General features: G+C 60.6%; 19 protein-coding genes. 17 read left to right on the top strand and 2 right to left on the bottom strand.

Annotation, left to right across the window (positions count from 1 at the left end; genetic code table 11):
- Positions 1-30: 30 nt before the first annotated feature.
- Positions 31-543 carry a GNAT family N-acetyltransferase gene (locus tag QZ522_RS05880; protein WP_294608674.1) on the top strand — a complete coding sequence of 171 codons (513 nt, stop codon included), beginning with the start codon at positions 31-33 and terminating at the stop codon, positions 541-543.
- Here QZ522_RS05880 and QZ522_RS05875 read toward each other — a convergent pair.
- Positions 540-923 carry a hypothetical protein gene (locus QZ522_RS05875; protein WP_294608637.1) on the bottom strand — a complete coding sequence of 128 codons (384 nt, stop codon included), beginning with the start codon at positions 921-923 and terminating at the stop codon, positions 540-542. The two genes, QZ522_RS05880 and QZ522_RS05875, sit on opposite strands and share 4 nt — an antisense overlap.
- Before the next feature lie 124 nt (positions 924-1,047).
- On the opposite strand from QZ522_RS05875, the gene QZ522_RS05870 reads away from it, so the two are divergent.
- The 9 genes from QZ522_RS05870 (at position 1,048) to preA (ending at position 8,019) form a co-directional block, all read left to right on the top strand.
- Positions 1,048-1,407 (top strand): CidA/LrgA family protein, encoded by a 360-nt coding sequence (locus tag QZ522_RS05870; protein ID WP_294608636.1) that lies wholly within the window; start codon positions 1,048-1,050, stop codon positions 1,405-1,407.
- Positions 1,404-2,120 (top strand): LrgB family protein, encoded by a 717-nt coding sequence (locus QZ522_RS05865; protein ID WP_294608634.1) that lies wholly within the window; start codon positions 1,404-1,406, stop codon positions 2,118-2,120. Before QZ522_RS05870 ends, QZ522_RS05865 begins: the two co-directional genes overlap by 4 nt.
- Positions 2,121-2,138: 18 nt before the next feature.
- Positions 2,139-2,747 carry a cob(I)yrinic acid a,c-diamide adenosyltransferase gene (cobO, locus tag QZ522_RS05860; RefSeq protein ID WP_294608632.1) on the top strand — a complete coding sequence of 203 codons (609 nt, stop codon included), beginning with the start codon at positions 2,139-2,141 and terminating at the stop codon, positions 2,745-2,747.
- 3 nt (positions 2,748-2,750) lie between these two features.
- Positions 2,751-3,101, top strand: a complete 351-nt coding sequence (locus QZ522_RS05855; RefSeq protein WP_294608630.1) for a Lin0512 family protein — start codon at positions 2,751-2,753, stop codon at positions 3,099-3,101.
- The gene (locus tag QZ522_RS05850; protein WP_294608628.1) at positions 3,094-3,468 is read left to right on the top strand and encodes a Lin0512 family protein; all 375 of its coding nucleotides are present in this window, start codon (positions 3,094-3,096) and stop codon (positions 3,466-3,468) included. Before QZ522_RS05855 ends, QZ522_RS05850 begins: the two co-directional genes overlap by 8 nt.
- Before the next feature lie 64 nt (positions 3,469-3,532).
- A complete protein-coding gene (locus QZ522_RS05845; RefSeq protein ID WP_294608626.1) occupies positions 3,533-4,300 on the top strand; it encodes an FCD domain-containing protein in 768 nt (255 codons plus the stop codon).
- 206 nt (positions 4,301-4,506) lie between these two features.
- Positions 4,507-5,829 carry an NAD(P)-dependent oxidoreductase gene (locus tag QZ522_RS05840; protein ID WP_294608624.1) on the top strand — a complete coding sequence of 441 codons (1,323 nt, stop codon included), beginning with the start codon at positions 4,507-4,509 and terminating at the stop codon, positions 5,827-5,829.
- Between the two features lie 24 nt (positions 5,830-5,853).
- Positions 5,854-6,681: a class I SAM-dependent methyltransferase gene (locus QZ522_RS05835; protein ID WP_294608623.1), complete on the top strand. Its 828-nt coding sequence runs from the start codon at positions 5,854-5,856 to the stop codon at positions 6,679-6,681.
- Positions 6,682-6,714: 33 nt separating this feature from the next.
- The gene (gene preA, locus QZ522_RS05830) at positions 6,715-8,019 is read left to right on the top strand and encodes an NAD-dependent dihydropyrimidine dehydrogenase subunit PreA (protein ID WP_294608621.1); all 1,305 of its coding nucleotides are present in this window, start codon (positions 6,715-6,717) and stop codon (positions 8,017-8,019) included.
- Positions 8,020-8,130: 111 nt separating this feature from the next.
- On the opposite strand, the gene QZ522_RS05825 is transcribed toward preA, so the two are convergent.
- Positions 8,131-8,748, bottom strand: a complete 618-nt coding sequence (locus QZ522_RS05825) for a TetR family transcriptional regulator C-terminal domain-containing protein (protein WP_294608619.1) — start codon at positions 8,746-8,748, stop codon at positions 8,131-8,133.
- A 224-nt stretch (positions 8,749-8,972) separates the two neighbouring features.
- Between QZ522_RS05825 and QZ522_RS05820 the strand changes: the two genes are divergently transcribed.
- From QZ522_RS05820 to QZ522_RS05790, 7 genes are all read left to right on the top strand, one after another.
- A complete protein-coding gene (locus tag QZ522_RS05820; RefSeq protein ID WP_294608617.1) occupies positions 8,973-10,223 on the top strand; it encodes a Zn-dependent hydrolase in 1,251 nt (416 codons plus the stop codon).
- 96 nt (positions 10,224-10,319) lie between these two features.
- Positions 10,320-11,780 (top strand): dihydropyrimidinase, encoded by a 1,461-nt coding sequence (gene hydA, locus QZ522_RS05815; protein ID WP_294608615.1) that lies wholly within the window; start codon positions 10,320-10,322, stop codon positions 11,778-11,780.
- Positions 11,781-11,876: 96 nt separating this feature from the next.
- A complete protein-coding gene (locus QZ522_RS05810; protein ID WP_294608613.1) occupies positions 11,877-12,662 on the top strand; it encodes an ABC transporter ATP-binding protein in 786 nt (261 codons plus the stop codon).
- On the top strand, positions 12,652-12,864 hold the full coding sequence (locus QZ522_RS05805) for a hypothetical protein (RefSeq protein ID WP_294608611.1): 213 nt from the start codon (positions 12,652-12,654) through the stop codon (positions 12,862-12,864). Before QZ522_RS05810 ends, QZ522_RS05805 begins: the two co-directional genes overlap by 11 nt.
- Positions 12,861-13,736: an ABC transporter permease gene (locus tag QZ522_RS05800; RefSeq protein WP_294608609.1), complete on the top strand. Its 876-nt coding sequence runs from the start codon at positions 12,861-12,863 to the stop codon at positions 13,734-13,736. The genes QZ522_RS05805 and QZ522_RS05800 overlap by 4 nt, the downstream gene beginning before the upstream one ends.
- A complete protein-coding gene (locus tag QZ522_RS05795; RefSeq protein ID WP_294608607.1) occupies positions 13,736-14,581 on the top strand; it encodes an ABC transporter permease in 846 nt (281 codons plus the stop codon). Before QZ522_RS05800 ends, QZ522_RS05795 begins: the two co-directional genes overlap by 1 nt.
- Positions 14,582-14,610: 29 nt before the next feature.
- Positions 14,611-15,603: an ABC transporter substrate-binding protein gene (locus QZ522_RS05790; protein WP_294608605.1), complete on the top strand. Its 993-nt coding sequence runs from the start codon at positions 14,611-14,613 to the stop codon at positions 15,601-15,603.
- Positions 15,604-15,675: the final 72 nt, after the last annotated feature.

The raw sequence follows: 15,675 nt of genomic DNA, 5'->3' as shown, positions 1-15,675 counted from the left end.
CAGGCGGGGTCGCGTAACAGGAAGGCCATGATGCGACGATACGGGATGAGCGATGATTTTGCGGCGCTGCACGCCCTGCTGACGCGGTGCTTTGCCTATATGCAGGGGCGGATTGATCCGCCCTCGTCCTTGAACCGGCTGACCGTTGATGGGCTGAGGGAGATGGCCGAAAACCGCGAGGTCTGGGTCATGGAAGATCAGGCACGCCCCATCGCCTGCATGATTTTGACGCCAAGGCCCGACACGCTTTACCTTGGCAAGCTGGCCGTCGACAGCAATCAGCGCGGCAAGGGGCTGGCGCGCGCACTGGTTGAACATGCGCTGCATCGCGCAGAGCGCCTGGGCCTTGAAAGCGTGACACTGGAAACCCGCATCGAGCTGGTCGAAAACCATGCGACCTTCGGTGCCCTCGGCTTCCGGCGGATCGCGGAAACGGCGCATCCGGGATATGATCGTCCGACCAGCATCACCATGACCCGCTCCCTTGGCGGAACGGGGCGGGGGGCTGGTCGTGGCGACACCAAGGTCACGCGGCGGCCCTAGGGACGCGGCAGACAGATCAGATCGGCATAGGCGCCATGGATGTGATCAAGCTCACAGTAATAGGCCGGTCCCGGCGGCAAAGGTGGCGCGCCCGCCCCGCAATCCAGCCGCGCCAGCATCACCGCCTGATCGCCCCAAAGCCGCGTCACCCTGCACCCGCTGACCTTTTGGATCGCCGCCGCGCCGCGCGGCGCCACCGCCTCGAATCTCGGCGCCCATTCGCGATTAAGCCGGATCGCCTGGGCATATGTGCCATCGACCCGCACATCAAAGGTGCTTTGGGCGATGCTCACCCGCACCGGATCAATCCCCCGAAACTCCTGTCCGGGCGTGTTGCAGGCGGCCAGTAACGGCAAGAGGGTCCAGACAGGCAAACGCATGGCCCCAAGACTGGCGGCAAAAGAGTTAACAGGGTCTGAACGCGCGCCGAAAGAAGGGTGCTTTTCATCTCTACCCGGCGCGGCTTATGCTGCCCCATGACCCTAGGACAGGAAGGCCCCGCTCATGGTTGTCAACTTTGCCCTCATCCTTGCCTTTCAGCTTGCCGGAGAGGTCGTATCGCGTGCTCTGTCCCTGCCGGTGCCCGGCCCGGTGATCGGCATGGCGCTCTTGCTGGCGGCCTTCATGCTCCTGCCGAAACTGGCCGCGCGCATGCTTGAGACCACCAAGGGTCTGCTGGCGCATCTTTCCCTGCTGTTCGTACCCGCCGGTGTCGGCGTGATCAGCCATGCCGAGGCGCTTGGCCAGACCGGCGTTGCCATGATGGCCGCCCTTGTCCTGAGCACCGCCCTGGCCCTTGCGGCGGGCGCGCTGACCTTTGTCGGCCTCGCCCGGCTGACCGGATCGCGCGAGGATCAGACATGACTTCGCTGCCCGAAATCTGGTCCTATCTCAGCGAGGAACCGCTGTTGTGGCTGACCGCCACGCTGGTCGCCTATGTTATTGGCGACGCAGCATTTCGCGCCAGTCACGGCAACCCTGTCGTGAATCCCGTGCTGGTTGCGATGACCATTCTGGCGGTCGTCCTCTGGGGCACAAGCACCCCCTATCAGACCTATTTCGAGGGCGCACAATTCGTGCATTTCCTGCTTGGTCCCGCCACCGTCGCCCTTGCCGGACCGCTTTACAGCAACCTGCACCATGTGCGCCGCACGTTGATCCCGATGCTGGGCGCGCTTGTGGTCGGATCGGTGACGGCCATTGCCACGGCGCTCTGGATCGCACAGGCGCTTGGGGTGGAGGGCGCACAGCTTGCCTCCATCGCCCCGAAATCCACCACCGCGCCGGTGGCAATCGGTATTTCCGAGCAACTTGGCGGCCTGCCCACCCTGACCGCGGCATTGGTGATCCTGACCGGAATCATCGGCGCGGTGATCGTGACCCCCCTGATGAACGCCCTGCGCATCCGCGACTGGCGCGCGCGCGGCTTCGCGGTGGGGGTAAGCGCGCATGGCATCGGCACCGCGCGGGCCTTTCAGGTCAATGAAACCGCCGGCGCCTTTGCCGGCATCGGCATGGGCCTCAATGCCTTGCTAACCGCCCTGATTGCGCCTTATGTGTTGTCCCTATTCCTCTAATGCCCAAGGAGCCCGCCAATGACTGCCGATAGCGAACGCCACGCGATGAAGATGGCCAAGAAAAAGGCTGCCCGCGACAAGATCATGGCGACAAAGACCGACGAAAAGGGCCTGATCATCGTGCATACCGGCAAGGGCAAGGGTAAATCCTCGGCCGCCTTCGGGATGATCTTTCGCTGTATCGCGCATGACATGCAATGCGCCGTGGTCCAGTTCATCAAGGGCGGGATGAGCACCGGCGAGCGCGACATGATCCTGGCCAAGTTTCAGGATATCTGCGCGTTTCACACCATGGGCGAAGGCTTTACCTGGGAAACCCAGGATCGCGACCGCGACATCGAAATGGCTAGGGCCGCATGGGAAAAGGCCAAGGACCTGATCCGCGACGAGGCCAACAAGATGGTGCTTCTGGACGAGATAAATATCGCGCTGCGTTATGATTACCTTGATATCAACGAGGTGGTGGAATTCCTGGCCGAGGAAAAGCCGCATATGACCCATGTCGTCCTGACCGGGCGCAACGCCAAGGACGAGCTGATCGAGATCGCCGATCTTGTGACCGAAATGGAGCTGATCAAGCATCCGTTCCGCTCCGGCATCAAGGCACAGATCGGGGTGGAGTTTTAAGACATGCCCAAAACCCGCGTTTTGACGGAGTTCGGCATGGGCACATCGCTGCGCCGTCAGGATTACACACAGGCCGCCAAGCGCGCGTTGCAGGATGCGTTGTGGCACAATTCGATCAACATGGCAGAGCTGTTCGGCTTTCCCAAAGAGGCGATGATCGTCGATGTGGAGATCGCCGTGCAACAGCCCGATCAGGTGGACACCAGCACCCTGAGCGAGGTGTTCCCCTATGGCCAGATCACCGTGACGGTGGGCCATGGCGGCCTTGATATCCCGCGCCCACAGGGCAAGCCGACGGTGATCGCCAATGCGGCGATTTCGGTCTCGTTTGATATGGAGAAGGCGCATGACTGATCAGCGGTTCATTATCGAGATGGGCATGGGTAATGACCTGCACGGGATGGACTACCAAAAGGCCGCCACCCGCGCGATCGAGGATGCGATCCGCCATTCCACCCTGCCGATTTTCCTCAATACCGACATTAAGCATACCGAAATGCGCGTGGCCGTGACCGTGGGCGTGCAGGACCCCGACAAGCTTGACACAAGCGCGCTTGAGGCTGGCCTGCCGCGCGGGCGCGCCACTGTGCATGCCGTCAAGGGCGGACAAAACGTCACCGACCCCGAAAGTGGCGAAACCCTTGTCATTGCCACGGCGGCGGTCGAAGCCTTTTTGCCAAGCCAGTCCGACAAATGGCAGATGAGCAAGCCGCACGGCTAAACGACAGGGTTGCCGTAACAGAAAAGCGGTCATATGATCTGACCAATTGATCAAGGTCGCGCAAATGCCATTTCAAAAAGTCACACCGGAAAAGCTTTCTACTGCTGTCACCCGGCAAATCGAAAAGCTGATCCTGCGGGGTATCCTGCGGCCGGGGGAACGCCTGCCCGCCGAACGAGACCTGGCAGAGAAGCTTGGCGTCTCGCGCCCCTCGCTGCGCGAAGCCGTCGCGGAATTGCAGGACAAGGGGCTTTTGACCACCCGCGCCGGTGCCGGTATCTATGTGGCCGACGTTCTGGGAAGCGCGTTTTCCGATGCTCTGATCCGGTTGTTCGCCGATCATGACGAGGCGGTTTTCGACTATATCGGGTTTCGTCGCGATCATGAGGGGCTCGCCGCTTGCCGCGCCGCGCGGCTTGCCTCGGACACCGATTTGCAGGTGATCCAGACCGTGATGGACAAGATGGAATGCGCCCACAAAAAGACCAACCCGACGGATGAGGCGCGCCTTGATGCGGAATTTCACATGGCCATCATCGAGGCCAGCCATAACGTCGTGATGCTGCATATGATGCGCTCGATGTTCCAGCTGTTGCGCGAAGGGGTGTTCTATAATCGCCAGATCATGTTCAAACAGCGCACCACCCGCGGCGCGCTTCTGGATCAACACCACGCCATCAACACTGCCATTCAGGCCCGCAATCCCGAAGCCGCCCGCGCAGCCGTCATTGCGCATCTGGACTATGTCGAGAAATCGCTTGCCGATCAGCAAAAGGCAGATCGCAACGAATCCATCGCGCGCCAGCGTTTCGAGCACGAGCGCTCGCGCTAGGGGCGCTCCGCCACTCTCCATACCCGTCAGACGCACCACCCGCGACAGACCGCAAGGCCTGGCAAGCCGCCCCTGCCCGTTATTCATGCACAAACCACCCTACGACGCATGGCAGTGTTTTTTTGTCAGCCTAATAAATTTTACCAATTGATAAAATTTTAAATCGTGGAATACTGTGGGCAGCCATCCAATCTATGGAGACCGCCATGAGTGACACAGCGTTGACCCCCGGCATCGCCGCCGGTCGCCTTGATCCCGCAGAGCTTGCCGATAACTTTGCCGATCTGCACCCCGCCCTTGATGATCACGAGGCGCTGGTGGCGGCGGACCGCTGTTATTTCTGCCACGATGCGCCTTGCATCACCGCCTGCCCCACCGATATCGACATCCCGCTCTTCATTCGTCAGATTGCCACCGGCACGCCCGAGGCCGCCGCGCAGACGATCCTGGGGCAGAATATCCTTGGCGGCATGTGCGCCCGTGTCTGCCCGACAGAAACGCTTTGTGAACAGGCCTGTGTCCGCGAGGCCGCCGAGGGCAAGCCGGTTCTGATCGGCCGCCTTCAGCGTTATGCCACCGATACCCTGATGGCGAGCGGCACCCATCCGTTCAGCCGCGCCGCCCCCACCGGAAAATCGGTTGCGGTTGTCGGCGCCGGCCCTGCGGGCCTTGCCTGCGCGCATCGCCTTGCAATGCTTGGCCATGATGTGGCCCTGTATGACGGGCGCGCCAAACCCGGTGGTCTTAACGAATTCGGCATTGCCGCCTACAAAAGCACCGAGGGCTTTGCCGCCAAAGAGGTGGACTGGCTCTTGCAGATCGGCGGGATCACCCTTGCGACCGGTAAACGGCTGGGCCGCGAACTTTCGCTGCGCAATCTGCGCCGCGACCATGATGCGGTGTTCCTTGGCATCGGCCTTGGCGGCGTGAACGCGCTTGGGCTTGATGGTGAAGACGCCGAAGGCCTGCGCGATGCGGTCGATTTCATCTCCGACTTGCGACAGGCCGACAATCTTGCCACCCTGCCCATCGGGCGTGACGTGGTGGTGATCGGCGGCGGCATGACGGCGGTGGATGCCGCCGTGCAAGCCCGCCTTTTGGGGGCCCTCAACGTCACTCTTGTCTATCGCCGGGGCCGCGAGCGGATGAATGCAAGCCGCTTTGAACAGGATCTCGCCGCCTCCAAGGGGGTGCGCATCATCACCAATGCCAGCCCGGTTGCGGTGCATGGCAACGGGTCGGTCCGCGAGGTCGAATTTGAATATACCGATAACGCGCTGACCCCGACCGGCCAGACATTTCGCCTTGCCGCCGATCAGGTCTTCAAGGCCATCGGCCAATCGCTTGACTGTGGCGACCTGCCCGACCTTGAGGGGGGCAAGATCGCCGTCACCGGCGCCGGGCGCACAAGCGCAAAGGGGTTTTGGGCCGGGGGCGATTGCGCCACGGGCGGCGATGACCTTACCGTCACGGCGGTGGCCGAAGGGCGCGATGCGGCGATGGATATTCATGCTACACTGCTGGGATAATCCACAATTGGCGAGGGGATCGTTATGAGCCTTACAGAGTCAAATGTCGCCCGGCATTACGGCAGGCTCGGGCTTTATGACCGGATCATCACCGGCTTGGCAGAGCTTGGAAAATCAGAAGACAATCTGACGCCCGACGATCTTAAGGCGGTCGATGAATTCCACATTGGCGGGGTCGAGGCGACACGGGACCTGATGGCGCAGGTCGATATCGGCCCGCAAAGCCGCGCTCTGGACATCGGCTCTGGCATCGGCGGCACGGCGCGACATATGGCCCACAGCCATGGCGCGATTGTAACCGGTCTGGACCTGACCCCCGAATATGTGGAAACCGCGCGCAGATTGACAAAACTGGTCGGGCTGAGCCCTGAATTCGTTGTCGGCAGCGCTCTGGACATGCCGTTTGACGACCAGACCTTTGATCTGGCGACCTTGATCCATGTGGGCATGAACCTGCCCGACAAGGCTAAACTCTTTTCCGAGGTGGCCCGCGTCCTGAAACCCGGCGGCAGTTTTGCCGTCTATGATGTCATGCAGGTTGGAAAGGCCCATCCGGAGTTTCCCGTGCCTTGGGCAAGCTCCGCCGACACATCGTTTCTGGACAGGCCTGACGCCTATCTTGCGGCTGCGGACAAAGGCGGCTTTACCTTGGTGGCGCAACGCGAACGCGGTGCCTTTGCCCGCGATTTCTTTGCCCGCCTCTCGGCGAGTTTGCAGGATAGCAGCCCGCCGCCCGTCGGGCTTGGCCTGCTGATGGGCGAGGACGCACAGTTGAAAATCCGGAATATGGTAAAATCCGTGGGTGCCGGTGATATCGCACCCGTCGAAATGATCTTTCGCTTGCCCGGTTGACCGGCAAGCCCAACAGGGAAAGGAGCCAGCCCAATGGCCAATCTCGAAACCACCTTCATCGGCATCAAATCCCCGAATCCGTTCTGGCTTGCCTCGGCCCCGCCCACGGACAAGGAATACAACGTCCGCCGCGCCTTCGAGGCAGGATGGGGCGGCGTCGTGTGGAAAACCCTGGGCGAGGCCGGACCGCCGGTCGTGAATGTCAACGGCCCGCGCTATGGCGCCATCTGGGGGGCCGATCGCCGCCTTTTGGGCCTGAATAATATCGAGTTGATCACCGACCGCCCCCTTGAGGTGAACCTTGAGGAAATGAAGCGGGTCAAGCGCGACTGGCCCGACCGCGCCCTTATTGCCTCGTTGATGGTTCCGGTAAACGAGGACGCCTGGAAAGACATCCTGCACCGGGTCGAGGATACGGGATGTGACGGGGTAGAACTCAACTTTGGCTGCCCGCATGGCATGAGCGAACGCGGCATGGGAAGCGCCGTGGGACAGGTGCCGGAATATGTGGGACAGGTGGCCCATTGGTGCAAAAAGCACAGTGACCTGCCGGTCATCGTGAAACTGACCCCGAACATCACCGATATCCGCAAACCCGCGCAGGCGGCCAAAGAGGGCGGCGCCGATGCGGTATCTCTGATCAACACGATCAATTCGATCACCTCGGTGGATCTGGACCTTTTTGCACCCGAACCCACGATTGACGGGCAAGGCGCGCATGGCGGCTATTGCGGCCCGGCAGTAAAGCCCATCGCCCTGAACATGGTGGCCGAAATCGCCCGCGATCCGGCGACGGCGGGCCTGCCGATCAGCGGGATCGGCGGGGTGACCACCTGGCGCGACGCGGCCGAATTCATGGCGCTTGGCGCTGGCAACGTTCAGGTCTGCACGGCAGCGATGACCTATGGGTTCAAGGTGGTGCAGGAAATGATCTCGGGCCTGTCGCAGTACATGGATGACAAGGGGTTCACGTCGACTGACCAGCTTATCGGACGCGCGGTGCCGAATGTGGTGAACTGGCAGGACCTGAACCTTAATTACGTGGCCAAGGCCAAGATCAATCAGGCCGATTGCATCAAATGCGGGCGCTGCTATGCGGCCTGCGAAGATACCTCGCACCAAGCGATTTCAATGTCCGACGATCGCGTATTCGAGGTCAAGGACGACGAATGCGTCGCCTGCAATCTCTGCGTCAATGTCTGCCCGGTCGAGGGGTGCATCACGATGGAGCGGATGCCGACAGGCGCGGTTGATCCGCGCACCGGCAAGGTTGTGCAGGAAGAATATGCCAACTGGACAACCCACCCCAACAATCCCGGACGTTGCGCGGCAGAGTGAGACCCGGGATTCTTCGGCGAAAATCACCTGGGCAATCCAGGGACCAGTCGGGGCAAAGCGGATCATCACGGTCATGACTGCCGTCCTGGCCGCCGCAACGTTAATGGCGGGTCAGGGCACGAGAAGCCTGCGAAACATCATGTCGAGATGCGCGCGCGCGCCCTCCTGTACGTCGGCCTCATCCATCAGGACCCGCACCTGCGCGTCGAAATCGGCATAATGCTGGGTCGTGGCCCAGATCGAAAACAACAGGTGGCGCGGGTCGACGGCGGCCAACTTTCCCGCCGCGATCCAGCCCTCGATCAGGTCCGCCGTGTCATCGACAAGCGGCTTCAGGACGGTTTCAAGATGCGGCGCCATGCGCGGCGCGCCCTGCAACACTTCATTGGCAAATAGCCGGCTTTCGCGCGGCAAATCCCGCGACATCTCCAGCTTGCGATGGACATAGGCCAGGACCTCTTCCATCGGGTCGCCCATTGGGTCAATCTCGCGCAGCGGTGCAAGCCAGCTATCCATCAACTGGTTCAGGAGGGTGACATGAATGTCTTCCTTGCCTTCGAAATAATAGAGAATATTCGGCTTGCTCAGCCCGGCGCGGGCCGCGATCAGATCGAGCGTCGCCCCGCGATAGCCATGGTTTGAGAACACCTCTAACGCAGCATCGAGAATAAGTTTTCGATTGCGCTGTTGAATCCGGCTTGGCTTTCGGATCGGGCTTGGGTCGTTCATCGTCTACTCCGGCATGGACCCGCTCAGCATGGGCTATTTTCGGCAGTGGGGAAAGACCATGTCACGCAACCGGCGAGGCATGGCGATCATTGCAGATCACCCCGAGAAAAATCTTGACCGGTTGGTCAACCTATGGTGCTCTTTTCTTGACCATACGGTCAGGAAAATTCGACGGCAAGGGGCCGCTGAGCAGCCCGCACGCCCTTCCACCCAGGAGATTTCAGATGGCCGCACCCGGCGAGAACCTCAAGATCAACGCAGACCGCCTTTGGGACAGCCTTATGGAAATGGCCAAGATCGGCCCCGGTGTGGCAGGTGGCAACAATCGCCAGACCCTGACCGATGAAGATGGCGAAGGGCGTAAACTTTTCCAGTCCTGGTGCGAGAACGCAGGCCTTGAAATGGGGCTGGATACGATGGGCAACATGTTTGCCCGCAAAGAGGGGACCGACAAGGATGCCCTCCCTGTCTATGTCGGTTCCCACCTCGACACCCAACCCACGGGTGGCAAATATGACGGCGTCCTTGGCGTGCTGGGCGGGCTTGAGATCATCCGCACGATGAATGACCTTGGCATCAACACCAAACACCCGATCGTCGTGACCAATTGGACCAATGAAGAAGGAACGCGCTTTGCCCCGGCCATGCTTGCCTCGGGGGTTTTTGCCGGGGTCCACGATCAGGGCTGGGCCGAAGACCGTACCGATGCCGATGGCACCCGCTTTGGCGACGAACTTGACCGGATCGGCTGGCGCGGGGATGAGCCCGTGGGCGCACGCAAGATGCACGCGTTTTTTGAGCTGCATATCGAACAGGGCCCGATCCTCGAGGCCGAGGGCAAGGACATCGGCGTGGTCACCCATGGCCAGGGGCTAAGCTGGACCCAGGTCACGATCGAGGGCAATGCCAGCCATACCGGATCGACCCCGATGCCGATGCGCAAGAACGCAGGCCTGGGCATGGCGCGGGTGCTGGAACTGGTGGAACAGATCGCCCTGAGCCACGCCCCCGATGCGGTTGGCGCGGCGGGGCATATCGACATCTACCCCAACTCGCGCAACGTGATCCCCGGCAAGGCGGTGTTTACCGTCGACTTCCGCTCGCCCGACAAGGCGGTAATCGAGGATATGGAGAACAAGCTGCGCATGGGCGCATCAGATATTTGCGGGCAGATGGGGCTTAGCATTGCCTTTGAAAAAACCGGTGGGTTTGACCCGGTGACCTTTGACGAAGGCTGTGTCGGGGCCGTGCGCAGCGCCGCCGAACGGCTTGGCTATTCGCACCGCGACCTGATTTCGGGCGCGGGGCATGGTGCCTGCTGGATCAACCGGGTGGCGCCGACGGCAATGGTGATGTGCCCCTGTGTGGATGGGTTATCGCACAACGAGGCCGAGGAAATTTCCCGCGAATGGGCCGCAGCGGGAACCGATGTTCTAATGCATGCAGTGTTGGAGACAGCGGAAATAGTGGAATGATCGGGGGCGCAGCCCCCGTCGCGCGGGCGCGACTCCCCCGGGATATTTCCGGCAAGAAGAAGCGCAAACGCAATCTATGACAAACGGAGATATGGCATGACCAAAGTCATCAAGAACGGCACCGTCTGCACGGCGGATCGCACATGGAAGGCCGATGTCCTGATCGAGGGCGAGACGATAAAGCAGATCGGCGAGGACCTGACCGGTGACGAATATATTGATGCGACCGGCGCCTATGTGATCCCCGGCGGGATTGATCCGCATACCCACCTCGAGATGCCCTTTATGGGCACCACCGCCGCAGAAACCTTTGAAACAGGCACATGGGCAGCGGCCTGTGGCGGAACGACGATGCTGGTGGATTTTTGTCTTCCGGGGGCCGATGGCAGCATCAAGAATGCGATCAACGAATGGCACCGCAAAAGCGCACCGCAGATTTGCAGCGATATCGGCTATCACATGGCGATCACCGGCTGGAACGAAAATGTGTTTTCCGAGATGGAAGATGCGGTGAAAATGGGCGTCAATTCCTTCAAGCATTTCATGGCCTACAAGGGCGCGTTGATGATCGAGGATGACGAGATGTTCGCCAGCTTCAAACGCTGCGCGGAGCTTGGCGCCTTGCCGATGGTGCACGCCGAAAACGGTGATCTTGTCGCCGAGATGCAACAGAAATACTTTGACCAGGGCATCACCGGACCCGAGGGGCACGCCTATAGTCGTCCGCCCGAATTCGAGGGTGAGGCGGCAAACCGCGCGATCTGTATCGCCGATGCGGCGGGCGTGCCTTTGTACATCGTGCATGTTTCCTGCGAACAGGCGCATGAGGCCATCCGGCGCGCACGGCAGAAAGGCATGCGGGTTTATGGCGAGCCGTTGATTCAGTTCCTGACGCTGGACGAGTCCGAGTATTTCAACAAGGATTGGGACCATGCGGCGCGCCGCGTCATGTCGCCGCCGTTCCGCAACAAGGCGCATCAGGATAGCCTTTGGGCCGGGTTGCAATCGGGATCGCTACAAGTTGTGGCCACCGATCATGCCGCCTTTTCCACCGCGCAGAAACGCGCCGGACGAGACGATTTCCGGATCATCCCCAACGGGTCGAACGGTGTCGAAGAACGGCTTGCCATGCTCTGGACCCAAGGGGTAGAGACCGGCCGCCTGACGCCGAATGAATTCGTCGCAGCGACCAGCACGAATGTCGCCAAGATCCTGAATATATACCCGAAAAAAGGCGCAATCGTTGAAGGGGCCGATGCCGACATCGTAGTCTGGGACCCGAAAATCAGCAAAACGATTTCACCGGCGAACCACCACTCGATTCTGGATTACAACGTATTTGAGGGCTTTGAGGTCAGCGCGCAGAGCCGCTATACCCTAAGTCGCGGCGAGGTGATCTGGGCCTGGGGGCAGAATTCACAACCGCAACCAGGCCGTGGCCGGTTCGTGCCACGCCCGGCCTTTCCATCGGCCCACGAGGCGCTGAGCAAATGGAAGGCTCTGACCGCGCCCAAGATGATTGAACGCGATCCGCTTAATATTCCGGCAGGAATCTGAAAAACGGCGCCACCCAGGTGACAAAGCCAAGGGGTAACGCCTTGACAAAGACAGGCCAGCACGGCGCAGTAGAGCCGGGCAAGCAGGGGATGAAGTTTGACGAAAAACACAGTGATCAGCGCAACGGACCTGTCGCTGACGTTTCAGACCAATGACGGGCCAGTGCACGCGCTGAAAGATGTCAGCCTTAACGTCGAAAAGGGCGACTTCGTCAGCTTTATCGGGCCGTCTGGCTGTGGCAAGACGACATTCCTGCGGGTTATGGCAGATCTGGAACAACAGACGGCGGGGGCAATCACCGTCAATGGCGTCAGCCCCGAAGAAGCCCGCAGATCGCGTGCCTATGGCTATGTGTTCCAGGCGGCGGGGCTGTATCCCTGGCGGACCATCGGTGGCAATGTCCGCCTGCCACTCGAAATCATGGGTTATGACAAATCCGACCAGGACGCGCGGGTGAAGCGCGTTCTTGAGCTGGTTGACCTGGCGGGTTTTGAGAAAAAGTTCCCCTGGCAACTGTCCGGTGGCATGCAGCAGCGCGCCAGCATCGCCCGCGCCCTGGCCTTTGATGCGGATATCCTGCTGATGGACGAACCCTTTGGCGCGCTGGATGAAATTGTGCGCGACCATCTGAACGAACAGCTTTTGCACCTGTGGAACCGGACCGACAAGACCATCTGTTTTGTCACCCACTCGATCCCCGAGGCGGTGTACCTTTCCACCAAGATCGTGGTGATGTCACCCCGTCCCGGACGGATCACCGATGTCATCGAGAGCCCGCTCCCGCGTGATCGCCCGCTTGATATCCGGGACACAGCCGAATTCCTGGAGGTCGCGCATCGCGTGCGCGAAGGATTGAGAGCGGGGCACGGCGATGCTGTTTAATCCGGGATGCATGGAAATTGCCCCCTCCCGTATGACGGGGAGAGGGACTTTCACCTTTCACGGCCATCGGCTCTCCAGCCTGTTCCGCATGAGAAGAAAAACACCAAATACTTTCATCTTTCTAAAAATACTCAAATTCTGCGCATGCGGCACGCTGAGTGTTTTGAGTATTTATGGAAAGATGAAAGCAGGGGCGGCATGATGCGTAATGTCTTGCCTATTCTCACCGTGGTCGCCACGCTCTTTGCGCTTTGGTACGGGGCGGCGGTGGCCCTGAATGCGCCCTGGGCACGGGATCAGGCGGCGCGCGCAGGCCAGGAGCTTGGGTTTGGCGCGATGGTGGCCGAGACCTGGTCGCAGGAAAAACCCAAGCTGCCCGCCCCGCATCAGGTGGCGGCCGAGATATGGAAGACGACGGGCGCGATGGTGCTGGCGGGGCGCGGGTTTTCAAAACGCTCCTTGTTTTATCACAGCTGGATCACCTTTAGCGCCACCGCCCTCGGATTCTTGCTCGGCACCGCCCTTGGCGTCGCGCTTGCGATCGGTATTGTCTATAATCGCACCATGGATATGAGCGTGATGCCCTGGGTCATCGCCAGCCAGACCATTCCCATTCTGGCGATTGCGCCGATGATCATCGTGGTACTGAATGCGGTGGGCATTTCCGGGCTGCTGCCCAAGGCGATGATTTCGATGTATCTGTCATTCTTTCCGGTGGTTGTCGGCATGGTCAAGGGGCTGCGCAGCCCGAGCGCCATGCAGCTTGACCAGATGCGTACATGGAACGCGACTCCGTCACAGACCTTTTGGCGCCTGCGCCTGCCGTCGTCGATGCCCTATCTCTTTACCTCGCTCAAGGTCGGCATGGCCGCGAGCCTTGTCGGCGCCATTGTCGGCGAGTTGCCGACCGGCGCCGTGGCCGGGCTTGGCGCGCGGTTGCTGGCGGGGAGTTATTACGGCCAGACGATCCAGATCTGGAGCGCCCTGATCACGGCGGCCACGCTCGCGGCGGCGCTGGTGGGTCTTATCGGGCTGGTCCAGCGTATCACGCTCAAGCGCATGGGGATGGTGTGATGGGCTGGCTTGTATTGGGGACTACGGTCTGGGCGCTTGGCTGGTGGATCAATTCCCGCCTGTCTCATCGCCCGAAAACACGGCAAACAAGCCTTTTGGTACCGCTTATCTTTGGTCTGACGCTGATCGTGATCTGGGAAAGCCTTGTGCGCGGGCTTGATATCTCGCCTATCCTGTTGCCGCCCCCTACAGCGATTGCCGCGACGTTTGCCAAATCCACCCATATCCTCTGGGCGGATTTCGTACAGACCGCCCTTAAAGGCGCCCTGTCGGGCTATATCATCGGCTGCGGTGCCGCCTTCCTGACGGCCATCGCCATCGATCGTTTTCCCTTCCTTCAGCGCGGCCTTTTGCCGGTCGGCAATTTCGTGGCCGCCTTGCCGATCATCGGCATGGCGCCGATCCTTGTAATGTGGTTCGGCTTTGACTGGCAATCCAAGGCGGCCGTCGTGGTGGTGATGGTGTTTTTCCCGATGCTGGTAAACACCGTGCAGGGCTTGCAGGATACCGATGCCATGCAACGCGACCTGATGCGCACCTATGCGGCGGGCTATTGGAAAACACTATTGAAGCTGCGCCTGCCCGCCGCGATGCCCTTTGTGTTCAACGGCCTGAAGATTGCCACCACCCTGGCCCTGATCGGTGCCATCGTGGCAGAGTTTTTCGGCTCGCCCATCAAGGGCATGGGGTTTCGGATTTCCACGTCGGTGGGACAGTTGGCGCTTGATCTGGTCTGGGCAGAAATCGTCGTGGCGGCGATTGTGGGATCGGGATTTTACGGCGCCATGGCGCTTATCGAAAAGGCGGTGACCTTTTGGCACCCCTCACAAAGAGGCCGGACATAAGGCCTGAACTTGAAAAAGGGAGACGACCGATGAAAACATTTATGGCAAGCCTTGGCCTGGCGGCGCTAACCTCGGCGGCGGGCATGGCGCAGGCGGCGGATGACCTTACGCTGCAACTCAAATGGGTCACGCAGGCGCAGTTCGCGGGCTATTACGTGGCGCAGGACAAGGGGTTTTACGATGACGAAGACCTCAACGTCACGATCAAGCCGGGGGGCCCGGATATCGCCCCGACACAGGTGATTGCGGGCGGTGGCGCCGATGTAACGGTGGAATGGATGCCGGCCGCCCTTTCGGCGCGGGAAAAGGGGCTGCCGCTGGTCAATATTGCACAGCCCTACAAATCATCGGGCATGATGCTGACCTGTCTCAAGGAAACCGGCGTGACCGGGCCGGAGGATTTCAAGGGGCGCACCCTTGGTGTCTGGTTCTTCGGCAATGAATTCCCCTTCCTGTCATGGATGAGCCAGCTTGGCATGCCGACCGAGGGTGGCGCGGATGGCGTGACCGTTCTCAAGCAGGGCTTTAACGTTGATCCCCTGTTGCAAAAACAGGCCGATTGCATTTCGACAATGACCTATAATGAATACTGGCAGGTGATTGATGCCGGGATCAGCGAGGATCAGCTTATCACCTTCAAATACGAGGATCAGGGCGTCGCGACCCTGGAAGACGGGCTTTATGTGCTGGAAGACAAGCTTGCCGATCCCGCCGAGGTCGACAAGCTGACGCGCTTTGTGCGCGCCTCGATGAAGGGCTGGAAATGGGCCGAGGAAAACCCCGAAGAGGCAGCGATGATCGTGCTCGACAATGACGCCACCGGTGCCCAGACCGAAAGCCACCAGATCCGCATGATGGCAGAGGTTGCCAAGCTGACATCAGGCAGCAACGGCGCGCTGGATCCGGCAGATTTCGAGCGCACCGTACAATCGCTTTTGTCGGGCGGCTCTGATCCGGTGATCAGCAAACACCCCGGCGACGGCGCCTGGACCCATGCCATTACCGACGCCGCGCTGAACTAGATCGCACAGACAAGAGCGCAGAAATTGGCCCGGGTTTTGCGACCCGGGCTTTTTTTACGGATCGCCTGTGCC

The sequence above is a fragment of the uncultured Roseovarius sp. genome, from assembly GCF_913054395.1.
In the GTDB taxonomy this organism is placed as follows: Bacteria; Pseudomonadota; Alphaproteobacteria; order Rhodobacterales; family Rhodobacteraceae; genus Roseovarius.
The sequence above is the reverse complement of the archived record's forward strand: the minus strand, read 5'-3'. Positions and strand labels throughout refer to the sequence as shown.